This is a genomic window from Proteus sp. fly-1089, from assembly GCF_040138965.1.
In the GTDB taxonomy this organism is placed as follows: domain Bacteria; phylum Pseudomonadota; class Gammaproteobacteria; order Enterobacterales; family Enterobacteriaceae; genus Proteus; species Proteus vulgaris_B.
The window spans coordinates 461,325-474,737 of record NZ_JBEETS010000002.1 but is presented as its reverse complement, the minus strand read 5'-3'; the positions used below and the strand labels follow the sequence as shown (position 1 = coordinate 474,737).

At 40.2% G+C, this 13,413-nt stretch carries 9 protein-coding genes; 5 read left to right on the top strand and 4 right to left on the bottom strand.

The annotated features are described in order from the left end of the window. The first annotated feature begins 121 nt into the window (after nucleotides 1-121). The 5 genes from zapE to sspB all read left to right on the top strand — a co-directional run bounded on the left by zapE (nucleotide 122) and on the right by sspB (nucleotide 4,323). A complete protein-coding gene (gene zapE, locus ABN080_RS08555; RefSeq protein ID WP_349439256.1) occupies nucleotides 122-1,237 on the top strand; it encodes a cell division protein ZapE in 1,116 nt (371 codons plus the stop codon). Between the two features lie 434 nt (nucleotides 1,238-1,671). Next, nucleotides 1,672-2,100: a 50S ribosomal protein L13 gene (rplM, locus tag ABN080_RS08550; protein ID WP_006535327.1), complete on the top strand. Its 429-nt coding sequence runs from the start codon at nucleotides 1,672-1,674 to the stop codon at nucleotides 2,098-2,100. Between the two features lie 15 nt (nucleotides 2,101-2,115). Then, complete coding sequence (rpsI, locus tag ABN080_RS08545; protein WP_004245284.1) at nucleotides 2,116-2,508, top strand: 30S ribosomal protein S9; 393 nt, start codon at nucleotides 2,116-2,118, stop codon at nucleotides 2,506-2,508. A 657-nt stretch (nucleotides 2,509-3,165) separates the two neighbouring features. Next, the gene (gene sspA / locus ABN080_RS08540) at nucleotides 3,166-3,807 is read left to right on the top strand and encodes a stringent starvation protein SspA (RefSeq protein WP_023582862.1); all 642 of its coding nucleotides are present in this window, start codon (nucleotides 3,166-3,168) and stop codon (nucleotides 3,805-3,807) included. Between the two features lie 6 nt (nucleotides 3,808-3,813). Then, nucleotides 3,814-4,323 (top strand): ClpXP protease specificity-enhancing factor, encoded by a 510-nt coding sequence (gene sspB, locus ABN080_RS08535; protein WP_072069756.1) that lies wholly within the window; start codon nucleotides 3,814-3,816, stop codon nucleotides 4,321-4,323. 154 nt (nucleotides 4,324-4,477) lie between these two features. On the opposite strand, the gene ABN080_RS08530 is transcribed toward sspB, so the two are convergent. From ABN080_RS08530 to gltB, 4 genes are all read right to left on the bottom strand, one after another. After that, nucleotides 4,478-5,746, bottom strand: coding sequence for an amidohydrolase (locus ABN080_RS08530; RefSeq protein ID WP_349440829.1), 1,269 nt, complete (start codon nucleotides 5,744-5,746; stop codon nucleotides 4,478-4,480). A 14-nt stretch (nucleotides 5,747-5,760) separates the two neighbouring features. Further along, a complete protein-coding gene (gene dcuC, locus ABN080_RS08525) occupies nucleotides 5,761-7,035 on the bottom strand; it encodes a C4-dicarboxylate transporter DcuC (RefSeq protein WP_072069754.1) in 1,275 nt (424 codons plus the stop codon). Nucleotides 7,036-7,540: 505 nt separating this feature from the next. Further along, the gene (locus ABN080_RS08520) at nucleotides 7,541-8,938 is read right to left on the bottom strand and encodes a glutamate synthase small subunit GltD family protein (protein ID WP_349440828.1); all 1,398 of its coding nucleotides are present in this window, start codon (nucleotides 8,936-8,938) and stop codon (nucleotides 7,541-7,543) included. Between the two features lie 9 nt (nucleotides 8,939-8,947). Further along, nucleotides 8,948-13,408, bottom strand: a complete 4,461-nt coding sequence (gltB, locus tag ABN080_RS08515) for a glutamate synthase large subunit (RefSeq protein ID WP_349440827.1) — start codon at nucleotides 13,406-13,408, stop codon at nucleotides 8,948-8,950. Nucleotides 13,409-13,413: the final 5 nt, after the last annotated feature.

Below are 13,413 nucleotides of genomic sequence, written 5' to 3'. Positions count from 1 at the left end.
CTTAAGCTTAATATGAAATTCCTGTGTTACGTTGATGTTAAAACAATTCTTAATGCTTATAATAGGGGCATTCGACAGACACAACCTAGTATGTCAGAAAATTAAGGATAAGAGGGCATTCATGACTGTTAGTACGCCATTATCACTTTATGAAGCCGCATTGACGCAAGGTGATTATCAACCTGATGATGTTCAGCGAAAAACTGTTCTCCATCTTCAACAGATATACCATGCATTATTAAAAGAGACTCCACCAGAAAAAAATTCGTTAACACAACGATTATTCGGGCGAATTCGCACAAAAAAACAGCTTGTTGCACCAGAACGTGGTTTGTATATGTGGGGTGGAGTGGGACGAGGTAAAACATGGCTTATGGATATGTTTTATCAAAGTTTACCAACAGAGCGAAAGTTGCGACTCCACTTTCATCGTTTTATGTTACGTGTTCAAGAAGAGCTAAAAAGCTTACAAGGACAAGAGGATCCATTAGAAATTATTGCTGATGGCTTTAAAGCACAAACAGATGTGCTTTGTTTTGATGAGTTTTTTGTTTCTGATATTACGGATGCCATGATTTTAGGTACGTTACTAGAAGCATTATTTGCTAGAGGGATCACTCTGGTCGCAACATCGAATATTCCTCCTGACGAGCTTTATCGCAACGGATTACAGCGCTCTCGTTTTTTACCCGCAATAGAACAAATCAAACATCATTGCGACATTTTAAATGTCGATGCAGGTATTGATTATCGTTTAAGAGCGTTAACACAAGCACATCTTTTTTTATCACCATTAAGTGATAAAAACCGTCAAGAAATGGAGAGAGTTTTTTCTCACTTAGTAACCACTGAACCACAAGCCGATGTTACTTTAACCATTAACCATCGGCCGATGAAAGTCAGAAAAGTCGCTAATGGTGTGCTGGCAGTTAATTTTACAACTTTATGTGTAGAAGCACGTAGCCAGCTTGATTACATCGAACTTTCTAAGCATTATCACACTGTTTTATTATATGAAATGACGCAAATGAACGCGTTAAATGAAGATGTTGCTCGTCGGTTTTTAGCATTAGTTGATGAGTTTTATGAACGTAGAGTGAAACTGATTATTAATGCCGATGTTGAAATGAATGCGATTTACCAAGGTGATTTTTTACAGTTTGAATATCAACGTTGTCTTTCTCGTCTACAAGAGATGCAAAGTGAAGAATATTTGGTGCAACCTCATCTCGCTTAATGTTTAATTCTTGAAGAAAGTCATCTTTCATTATGGTAGGATGGCGCAGGTTAAGTTGCTTGATGTTTTTTTATATGAAAATAGAAAGCATTAGGCAGCTTACAAACGCTCTGGAAAGGAACAATTCTTCTCTTCAGGTAGCAAGAATTTATCAGTCAAATCAGAAAAAAGTGCTAAATTCGTTTTTTTCGCTGAAATATTGAAAAAGAATTCAATTGTTTTTCAATTATGACTCGATTTTTTTTTCTGACTTCTCTATAATCTTGCGACCCCACGTTGCAGCAAGTTTTTTATTTCCCAAAAAACTCGCATTTTAGAGTCAGCAGTGCTACTCGAAGGGGTAGGTTTGCTGGACACAAGAGTCGTGTGAACCTCAATAGTATTTGAACCGAGCGTTCACCAACGTGTAACTAAACATTGGGTAATTTTCAATAATGAAAACTTTTACAGCTAAACCAGAAACCGTAAAACGCGACTGGTATGTTGTTGATGCAGACGGCAAAACTTTAGGCCGTTTAGCAACTGAAATTGCTAGCCGTTTACGCGGTAAGCACAAAGCGGAATATACTCCGCACGTTGATACTGGTGACTACATCATCGTTTTAAACGCTGAGAAAGTAGCCGTAACTGGTCACAAACGTACTGACAAAGTTTATTACCGTCATACGGGTCACGTAGGTGGTATCAAACAAGCGACTTTCGAAGAGATGATCGCCCGTAGTCCTGAGCGTGTAATCGAAATCGCGGTAAAAGGCATGCTGCCAAAAGGGCCACTGGGTCGTGCGATGTATCGTAAACTGAAAGTTTACGCAGGATCTGAGCACAACCACGCGGCACAACAACCGCAAGTTCTGGACATTTAATCGGGATAATAGGCAATGGCTGATAATCAATACTACGGCACAGGTCGCCGCAAAAGTTCTTCCGCACGTGTCTTCATTAAGCCAGGTAGCGGTAATATCGTAATCAACAAACGTAGCCTAGAAGTTTACTTCGGCCGCGAAACAGCACGTATGGTTGTTCGTCAACCGCTGGAATTAGTTGATATGCTGGGTAAATTAGATTTATACATCACTGTTAAAGGTGGTGGTATCTCTGGTCAAGCTGGCGCGATCCGTCACGGTATCACTCGTGCACTGATGGAATATGATGAGACTCTACGTTCTGATCTGCGTAAAGCTGGTTTCGTTACCCGTGATGCGCGTTCTGTTGAACGTAAGAAAGTGGGTCTGCGTAAAGCACGTCGTCGTCCACAGTTCTCTAAACGTTAATTTGTTATCTTTTAGATATCAATTTGATGTTGAAAACCCGTCTTCACAGGCGGGTTTTTTATTTCTGATTAATTTGTGTTTATTGATAATAAAAACATAATCTTGCTAATGTATTGAGACAATGGCCACGAAAATAGGCTATATGTAAGATAACTGAGCGATTAAAAAACCTATTTTTTGGATGTTTATTCTATATATATTTGTTTTTTGATATTATAATCTTACTTTTAAAGTAACCTAGCATATTATATTGAATTATTTGCATAAGCCCCCCTAAGTAACATGAATTCTGGTAGAATAACGGGCTTCGGTGTCTTTCTTACTCTAATTTCACAATGTTGCCGATGGTGTATCAACGATAGTGTCTGTTATTCATTTTAAAGCAATACCAAAATTATTATGACAATAATGATTGTTGAATGATTATTTTGGTATTACTTGATAATGATATGTGCCGCAAAGACAGGTGAGTTTTTAACCCTGTAGAATAAGATTATCCCGCGATAACACTTTTTATACAGGTAGTTACCCAATGTAGTTAATAACTTAGATATTTATTTAAGTTAACTGCGTTTATGTGCTTGTCTTTTAGGAATGGGGAAATGGAAAAGGTATTGTGCCAATTCATTTCTTTAATTGATTAACTTGGAGGTTTTCATGGCTGTCGCTGCCAACAAACGTTCGGTAATGACTTTGTTTTCCGGTCCGACTGATATTTTCAGCCATCAGGTCAGAATTGTCCTAGCGGAGAAAGGTGTCAGTGTTGAAATTGAACAGGTTGAAGCTGGTAATCTTCCACAGGATCTTATCGATCTGAACCCTTACCAAAGTGTACCGACTTTGGTCGATCGTGAGCTGACTCTGTATGATTCACGTATCATCATGGAATACCTTGATGAGCGCTTCCCTCATCCTCCTTTAATGCCGGTTTATCCAGTTGCTCGTGGTAGCAGCCGTTTAATGATGCATCGCATCGAGCATGATTGGTATTCTTTAATGAACACCATTGAGAAAGGAACAGAACAACAAGCCAATGCAGCTCGTAAACAGTTAGCTGAAGAGCTACTGGCTGTATCGCCTGTGTTTAAAGAATATCCTTACTTTATGAGTGAAGAATTCAGCTTAGTAGATTGCTACTTAGCTCCGCTTCTATGGCGTTTACCAGTATTAGGCGTGGATTTAAGCGGTGCTGGTGCTAAAGATGTACAAATTTATATGCAACGTGTTTTTGAGCGTGATTCTTTCCTCGCCTCATTAACCGAAGCAGAGCGTGAAATGCGCTTACCTTCAAGAGGGTAATGAAGTATGGAGATCATGGATATGTCTCCGCGTCGTCCGCATTTATTACGTGCGTATTATGACTGGATCGTCGAAAACGAGTTAACACCACATTTAGTTGTTGATGTGAATATCGTCGGTGTTCAAGTTCCTATGGAATACGCACATGATGGTCAAATTGTACTAAATATTGCCTCTCGTGCTGTTGATGACCTTGAGTTAACGCTGTATCAGGTTTTATTTAGTGCAAGTTTTGGTGGCATACCTCGTAAAGTGCGAGTGCCTATGGCTGCTGTTATGGCTATTTATGCGAGAGAAAACGGTGCGGGAATGATGTTTGAGCCAGAACCTGCCTATGAATCTGGTGCATCATTACAGTTTGCTGAAGATGAAAGTGAAGAAAATACTTTAACGCCTGTTAATGAAGGCTTATCGCTTGTCACTGATGGTACGGTAGAAACCGATACATCTTCACCGGATGATGATCCTGAGCCACCTCGCCCAACAGGCCGCCCGTCATTACGTGTTGTGAAGTAAGAGATCATCTTATTTGTATGAATAGAAAGCCCAGTTTAAATAAACTGGGCTTTTTTTGTGGAGCGCCGAGTGTGGTGCGTAGTGCTTTGATTGTCGCACCAAAAAAAAGCGCTCTATAGAAATATAGAGCGCTTTATTAAATTGTATCACAAAACTATTTCAGCAGTTCTTCTAAACAACCAGTGTAAAGATCAACCGCGGTCATTAATTGTTTTTCATCGAAATCAAAGCCTGCTTGGTGGTGACCCGCAGTTCTATCGGCACCAACAACGAAATACAGTGATTTACCACCACAACGTTGTACGCGTTTTGCTAATACAGTCGCATCTTCACTTCCCCCGAATGGGCGAGTGGCAACTGCGGTTAACTCTGCATGTTTACCAACGACTTTGGTCATGACATCAATGAGTTCTTGGTCATTTGTGAGGTCAACGGCTTCACCCATAATTTCGCTTTCCATTTCTAACTGGAAGCTATGCGCTGCGCCTTCAGCCATACGTACTGCATTGGCAGCCATAAAACTGTTGATCTCTTCATTTTCACCGCGAACTTCAATTTGCATTTCAGCATTAGCTGGGGTGACATTACGGCCTTCACCGGCTTTTAATACACCGATGTTGATACGTGACATCCCTTTACCATGGCGAGAAATACCCAGCATTTGTGTTGCTGCGTGGCAAGCACCAGCTAACGCATTACGACCTAATTCTGGTTCTGCACCTGCGTGAGATGGCGCACCTTTAAAACGGAAGTCATATTTAGTAGTACATAAGAAATGTGTTGGGTTAATAACAATTTCACCACTATTTGCGATAAAGCCTAAGTGCGCACCTAAAAAGTAATCGGCATCATCTGCGATACCACTTTCAGCCATCGCACGAGCACCACGAACACCTTCTTCAGCTGGTTGGAATAAGATTTTAACTTTACCAACAACTTTATCTTTATTTTCAACTAACCAGTGAGCAACACCTAAACCGATAGAAATGTGTCCATCGTGACCACAAGCGTGCATTTCGCCAGCATGGCAAGAAGCAAAGTTCTCAGCATGAGGACGATGTTTGGCTTCTGTTGCTTCGTTAACACCTACACAGTCGATATCAAAACGCAGCGCTACGGTTGGACCTGCTTTGCCACTATCAAAGATAGCCACACAACCTGTTAGTTCTTTCATTTCGTCAAGTAGGGCTTCATCAACTTTATGCTCTCTTGCAACCGCTAGGCCTTTTTCAACAACTTGACGACGGCGACCAAAAGCAAACTCTTGATTGATAACGTCTGGGCCAACTTTAACTTCTAAACCTAAGCTACGTAATTCTTTGACGATTTTCGCTGTGGTTAAAAATTCTGACCAGCCAATTTCTGGGTATTGGTGAAACTCACGACGCCATTTTATTAATTTTTCTAGTGTAATTGCTGACATATTCATTTCTCCACTTATAACATGAATAACGCAACAGCGATGACGCCGATAATCATACCTGGTGCAGTACGTTTTGCGATTTCCATAGGGTTAACATTTGCAAGGCCAGCACAAACAATCGCTGCTCCTGCCAGTGGTGACATTGTACGACCTAATGCGCCAGATAACGCTGCGGCCATACCCATGTCTGGGATTTCATAACCAAATTGTGCAGCATGAGGTGTTACTGTTTCGTTGAATGCGAATGCTGCTGCGTCACCAGAACCTGTGATAATACCCATTAAGAATGGCCCTAAAGTACCACCCCAACGAGCAAATTCAGGAGAGTGAGTTAAGAAGTTGATGAACGCATCGATTAAACCAGATGCTTTCAGACCTGCTGCGAATACGGCTGCTGCAATGATGATACCTAATACATCACCATAAGCATTACCCATACCTTTAAAGAACTCTTTAGTAATTTGAGCAGGGTTCGTTAATGTGATGAACAGGGCATAGATAGAACCAATTAACATTGCTGCTGGTACTGACAGTTTAAATGTACTGAAAGTTTCAAAGAATGGCAGGATCAACAGGATTAATGGAATGAAAGGTGCTGTTGCGTATAAATAGTTCGGGCGAATAGCTTCTGGAGTTGCCTGCGCTGATGAAGAAGATGCATCACCAGTAACAGAAGCCATTTTGAACTCTTTTTTCACTAAAGCGACAACAGCGAGTGAAACCGCAGCAATACCACCAGCCATTAAGCTGTATGGGCTATGGCGAGCAATTAAGTCAACCACTTCCATATTAGCCATGTTAGCAACGAAGGCATTATGCGACATACCTGGGCTTAACATTGAACCGATAGTACCACATAACACGGCACCACCAGCGATAGCTGGGTGAATACGGGCTGCGATTAATAATGGGATTAATGTCGCGCCTACCGCCGCAGCACAACCTGCTGCTGAAGGGATTGCGATATTAATGAAATAAGTGACAATAACTGTTGCTGGAATAAGGAAGAAACCAAGACGAGTCATTACTTTTGATAATACGTGCACCAGATGCATATCACATTTGGTGTATTTCATAACATAAGCAAAACCCATACTCGCACAGATTGCTTGAATTAATGATGAAGACACCATGCGCTCACTAAATGCGGTAAACGCATCTAATGGGGATAGGCTTAAAATACAGAGTAATAAGCCCGCACCAATAAGCACCATTCGGGTTTCATATTTTTTTATTAGCAAATAGACAGTTACAATAATAACGGCTACTGCTATCAGTTGCATCACCATAGTGATCCCCTAGTTAATTATGACAATACTATTAATTGTGAAAACGAACCTAACATCAATAAATTATATTTTTCTGTAAAGTTATTAGGTGACTCCATTATGAAGTTGGTAGGTTGACAATATTTGATTGTTATCAAATTTAGTAGCCGAAATAAAATCTATTTTTTTAGACTGTGATGTTATTAACAAATGCTGTAAAACAATTACCATTAAAAGATGACGGAAAAGTTAAATAAAAAGAGATAAAGTAAAAAATACGAAAAGAAATTATATTTACTATAGGTTAAGAGTGTTATTTTGATACAAAAAATAATATCTGTTTTTATCAAAATATTATTTAATAATTTATATTAAATGGTAATGAGAATGATTATTTGATGGGATATTTTTATGATCCTTAAATATTATTTATAGTAATAAAACATTAATAAAATTATCCCACTTAAATTAAATGGGATAATTAGCAAGAGAAATTGTTATTTTAAATATCAAAAATAAACGATATTTAACAGGATAAATACTGCAAAATGCCTTCTGCTGCCTCTCTTCCCTCAGCTATTGCTGTCACTACAAGATCAGAGCCTCGAACAATATCTCCCCCTGCAAATACTTTAGGATTTGTTGTTTGATTTGGTATTTCTTGATTGTTTGAAATAATAATTCGCCCTGAAGATGTATATTCAATATTATTTTCATCTAACCACGGATAATGTGCAGGTTTAAAGCCAAATGCGAGAATAACAGCATCGGCAGGTAATTCATGTTCACTACCTTCAATAGGAATTAATGTTTTATCATTTTTAGTTTTTATAACGCGAATACCAACCACTTTATTTTGATTATCGACTTCAATATCCATAGGTTGGAGATTAAATAAAAATTCACCTCCTTCTTCTTTGGCATTTTTCACTTCACGTTTAGAACCTGGCATATTGTTTTCATCACGGCGATAGACACAGGTAACTTTATTCGCTTCTTGTCGAATGGCTGTGCGAACACAATCCATTGCAGTATCACCCCCACCTAATACCACAACATTTTTATCTTTAAGGTCAATATAAGGTGTTTGAGGATCTTCGTTATACCCCATTAAATAACGAGTATTACCAATTAAATAAGGCAGTGCGCTATAAACTCCCTCTGCCTTTTCATTAGAAAAATGACCACTTAGACTGTGATAAGTACCTAATCCAAGAAAAACAGCATCATATTGCGTAATAAGAGTATCTAGAGTGATATCTTTACCAACTTCAGTATTAAGGCAAAATTCAATACCCATTTCACTAAATAGCTCACGACGTCGGATCATCAGCGACTTTTCGAGTTTAAAAGAAGGGATACCAAATGTAAGTAAGCCACCAATTTCAGGGTGCTTATCATAAACAACAGGTTTTACACCTTGTCGAATAAGAACATCTGCACAGGCAAGACCCGCAGGGCCTGCACCGATAATTGCGACTTTTTTATCGGTCATTGTTACCTGAGAAAGATCGGGACGCCATCCTTGTGCTAAAGCGGTGTCGTTGATATAACGTTCAATATTGCCAATTGTAACGGCACCAAAATCATCATTGAGTGTACAGGCGCCTTCACAAAGCCTATCTTGAGGGCAAACACGACCACAAATTTCCGGCAAACTGTTTGTTTGATGAGAAAGCTCAGCGGCTTCAATAATGCGCCCTTCATTTGCAAGCTTTAGCCAGTTCGGGATGTAATTATGAACAGGGCATTTCCATTCACAATATGGATTACCACAACCTAAACAGCGATCAGCTTGTGCAGTGGCTTGTTGCGGTGAAAAAGCTTCATATATTTCAACAAATTCAATTTTGCGAATAGCTAATGGTTTTTTGGTCGGTTCAATACGATTTAAGTCGATAAACTGATACACATTCTGACTCATAATATTCTCCTATTGTGCCTGAACGCGTAATTCAGCAGATGAACGGCGAGGATGACCAAGTAACGCATTGACATCACTGGATTTGGGCTTAACTAATTTAAAGTGTTGTGACCAATATTCCCACTGTGAAAGTAACATTTCGCCTTGCTGTGAGCTTGTTAATCTTACATGTTCTGCAATCATGCCTCGTAAATGTTCAGCGAGAATGGCAAAGGATGCAACAGGAAGCAACTCAATAGATGAAGTATTGATCCGTTGTGATAATGTTGAATCTTCATCTAACAGATAGGCAAATCCACCTGTCATTCCTGCGCCAAAGTTAATACCGGTTTTGCCCAGAATGCAGACAATACCCCCCGTCATATATTCACAACCGTTATCGCCGACACCTTCAACCACTGCAATTGCACCAGAGTTTCTCACTGCAAAACGCTCGCCAGCTAAACCTGACGCATAAAGTTTTCCACCTGTAGCGCCATAAAGACAGGTATTACCCATAATCGTGGCGTGATGATTTTTAAAGGCAGAGCCAACAGGAGGGGAAATAATAATACGTCCTCCCGCCATGCCTTTTCCTACATAATCATTGGCATCGCCTACTAAGGTTAATTCAACACCTTGAGCATTCCAGACGCCAAAACTTTGGCCAGCTGTTCCTGTAAAATGAAGTTTAATCGGGGTTGCAGATAGGCCACTTTCGCCATATTTCTTAGCAATAATGCCAGATAATGTTGCGCCAACAGAACGGTCAGTATTACGAATATCAAAATAATACGTTTGACTTTTTTGCTGCTCAACTGCTTGAATGGTTTGAATAACAATGCGTTGGTTTAATTCGCCCTTATCATAAGTATTATTGTTTTCCTGACAATAAAGCGCATAACCTGATGGTGACGTTGCGGTTTCTAACAATCCACCTAAGGAGAGTTTTTGTTGCTTACTGCTAACGCCTTCAAGGCATGAAAGCAGGTCGGTTCGACCAATTAAATCCGTGATTTTTCTAACACCGAGTAAGGCCATTAATTCACGAGTTTCTTGCGCAATAAAACGGAAGTAGTTAATAACGCGTTCTGGTAATCCGTGATAATGATTACGGCGGAGAGTTTCATCTTGGGTTGCAACACCCATTGCGCAATTATTTAAATGACAAATACGCAAATATTTACAGCCTAGTGCCACCATGGGGCCTGTACCAAACCCAAAACTCTCCGCGCCTAAGATTGCCGCTTTAATGATATCTAAACCTGTTTTTAATCCACCATCGATTTGTAAACGAATTTTGTGACGTAGATTATTTGACACTAGCGCTTGTTGTGTTTCAACCAAACCTAATTCCCACGGGCTTCCAGCATATTTTACGGAGGTTAGTGGACTTGCTCCTGTCCCCCCGTCATAACCTGCAATAGTGATCAAATCGGCATAAGCTTTGGCAACACCGGTGGCAATAGTGCCAACACCTGGTTCTGAAACCAATTTTACAGAAATCAGTGCCGTTGGGTTTATCTGTTTTAAATCAAAAATAAGCTGAGCTAAATCTTCAATAGAGTAGATATCGTGATGAGGAGGGGGTGATATTAGAGTGACACCGGGTACAGCATAACGCAGTTGCGCAATATAAGGTGTCACTTTATCACCGGGAAGTTGTCCACCTTCACCCGGCTTTGCCCCTTGTGCCACTTTGATTTGTAAAACATCAGCACTCATTAAATAAGAGGGGGTCACACCAAAGCGGCCTGAAGCAATTTGTTTGATCCGTGAGACTTTATTGGTGCCGTAACGTGTTGGATCTTCGCCACCTTCTCCTGAATTTGAAAAACCACCTAAGGTATTCATCGCTTCTGCAAGGGCTTCATGAGCTTCTCGGCTTAATGCGCCAATTGACATTGCCGCAGTATCAAAGCGTTTAAATAATTCGGTTTCAGACTCGACTTCTTCAATTGAGATGGCTGTTGCCTTTTTATTAAGCACTAACATATCGCGTAATGTTGTTATTGGGCGTTGTTGCACAAGGTTTGCATAGTGCTGATAGTCAGTATATTCCCCACTATTTACAGCTTTCTGTAATGCTTGAACGACATCGGGGTTGTAGGCATGGTATTCACCTTTATGCGCATATTTTAATAATCCACCTGTTTCTAAAGGATAACGAGTTAACCAGGCTCGTTTTGATAGATTAAATAAGTCATGTTCAAAATCACTAAAGTCAGCGCCATTAATCCGATTATCAACACCTGCAAAACAGAGCTTAACAACGTTATCGTTTAATCCGACAGCTTCAAAAAGTTGAGAGCAACGGTAAGAGGCGACGGTTGAAATGCCCATTTTAGACATGATTTTATACAGGCCTTTATTTATACCATTACGGTAATTGAGCATCATTTGGGCATAAGAGCCTTGCAGGATTTTTTTATCAACACGTTGAGCTAAAGATTCGTAAGCAAGATAAGGGTAGATCGCGGTAGCACCAAATCCGAGTAAAACGGCGAAATGGTGTGGATCACGGGCACTGGCAGTTTCGACAATAATATTGGCATCACAGCGTAAGTTATTATCTACTAATGCTTTTTGTACTGCACCCACCGCCATAGGTGCAGGAATAGGTAGTCGCTCTTTAGCGATATTTCTATCTGATAAAATCAGTAAAACAGCACCGTTGCGGACTTCCTGTTGTGCTTTTACACATAATTGGCGCAAAGCTGTTTCTAGGTTAGATCCTATTGGTTGATACGTGATATCAAGATGAATAGCGCGGTAATAGGGACTTTCTTGATTAATAAGTTGTTGAAAATCGCTATAGAGTAAAATAGGGGATTTAAAACTGAGCCGATGAGCTTGGCCTTCAGCTTCGCAGAACACATTCATTTCACGTCCAATACATGTCGCTAAAGACATGACATGAGCTTCTCTTAATGAGTCTATTGGTGGATTCGTGACCTGTGCAAACTTCTGTCTAAAATAGTCATAAATAAGACGTGGACGTTGAGATAACACTGCAAATGGAGTGTCATCACCCATTGAACCTGTGGCTTCTTGTCCATTTTCTGCAAGTACATGCAAAATGTTTTCTAGCTCTTCTTGGCTATATGCAAATTGTTTTTGATACGTTGCTAATAATGTGTCATCAAAGGCTCGTTGGCCAGTTGCTTGTTGTTCTGGTAGTGCTTCAAATGGTGTTAAACGCTTAACGTTACGTTCAAGCCACAATTTATAAGGATGACGCCTTTTTAAATCTTCATCGGTTTCAGCTGAGTGTAAAATACGTCCATTATGAGTATCAATTACCATTAGTTCACCGGGGCCAACACGTCCTTTTTCTCGTACTTCATCAGGCTGATAATCCCAAATACCAATTTCAGAAGCACAAGTAATGATGTTATCTGTGGTGATCACATAGCGAGCGGGGCGTAAACCGTTTCTATCAAGAGTACAAGCTGCATAACGGCCATCTGATAACACAATACCAGCCGGACCATCCCAAGGCTCCATGTGCATTGAGTTAAAATCAAAAAATGCCCGCAAATCATCGTCCATTTGAGGATTATTTTGCCACGCAGGAGGAACGAGTAATCGCATAGAACGAACAATATCCATACCACCATTGAGAAAAAGCTCTAGCATATTGTCGAGTGAACTTGAATCTGAGCCACTTTCATTCACAAAAGGAGCGGCACTTTGTAGATCAGGAATAAGTGGGGTATGAAATTTATAGGCGCGGGCTCTGGCCCATTGGCGATTACCTGTGATGGTATTAATTTCGCCGTTATGTGCTAAATAACGAAAAGGTTGGGCGAGTGGCCATCTTGGTGTGGTATTAGTGGAAAAACGCTGGTGGAATAAGCAAATTGAAGATTCCATGCGTAGATCAGCGAGGTCGGTAAAAAAACGCGGTAAATCGATGGCCATACAAAGGCCTTTATAAACCGTCACCAAATTGGAAAGGCTACAAATATAAAAATCACTGTCAGTGATACGCTTTTCAATTCGTCTACGGGTAATAAAGAGCCGTCTTTCAATATCACTTATCCGCCAGCCTGCAGGGGCATTAACAAAGACTTGTTCGATTAAAGGAAGCGAAGAAAGGGCAATGCTGCCTAGAATATCTGTGTTGATAGGAACTTTACGCCACCCAACAATAGAAAGCGTTTCACGTTGTAGTTCCTCTTCGACAATGAGACGGCATTGTGTGGCAATATTGGGATCTTGGCTTAAAAATAGCATCCCTACTGCGTAATTTTTTGCTAAATGCCAGCCTTTTTCTTGTGCAACTAATTGGAAAAAACGTTCTGGTTTTTGTAAGAGTAATCCGCAACCATCGCCAGTTTTACCATCAGAAAGAATAGCGCCACGATGTTGCATTCTGGCGAGACCATGTATGGCATTTCTGACAATCTTATGGCTGGCTTGCCCTTCAATATGCGCGATCAATCCAAACCCACAATTGTCTTTTTCCTGTGTCTTTTGATAGAACATTTTTT

What these genes read in the sequence shown, in the direction of transcription:
- gltB (WP_349440827.1), bottom strand. Translation starts at nt 13,408, where the DNA reads ATGTTCTATCAAAAGACACAGGAAAAAGACAATTGTGGGTTTGGATTG.
- zapE (WP_349439256.1), top strand. Translation starts at nt 122, where the DNA reads ATGACTGTTAGTACGCCATTATCACTTTATGAAGCCGCATTGACGCAA.
- sspA (WP_023582862.1), top strand. Translation starts at nt 3,166, where the DNA reads ATGGCTGTCGCTGCCAACAAACGTTCGGTAATGACTTTGTTTTCCGGT.
- ABN080_RS08530 (WP_349440829.1), bottom strand. Translation starts at nt 5,746, where the DNA reads ATGTCAGCAATTACACTAGAAAAATTAATAAAATGGCGTCGTGAGTTT.
- ABN080_RS08520 (WP_349440828.1), bottom strand. Translation starts at nt 8,938, where the DNA reads ATGAGTCAGAATGTGTATCAGTTTATCGACTTAAATCGTATTGAACCG.
- dcuC (WP_072069754.1), bottom strand. Translation starts at nt 7,035, where the DNA reads ATGGTGATGCAACTGATAGCAGTAGCCGTTATTATTGTAACTGTCTAT.
- rplM (WP_006535327.1), top strand. Translation starts at nt 1,672, where the DNA reads ATGAAAACTTTTACAGCTAAACCAGAAACCGTAAAACGCGACTGGTAT.
- rpsI (WP_004245284.1), top strand. Translation starts at nt 2,116, where the DNA reads ATGGCTGATAATCAATACTACGGCACAGGTCGCCGCAAAAGTTCTTCC.
- sspB (WP_072069756.1), top strand. Translation starts at nt 3,814, where the DNA reads ATGGAGATCATGGATATGTCTCCGCGTCGTCCGCATTTATTACGTGCG.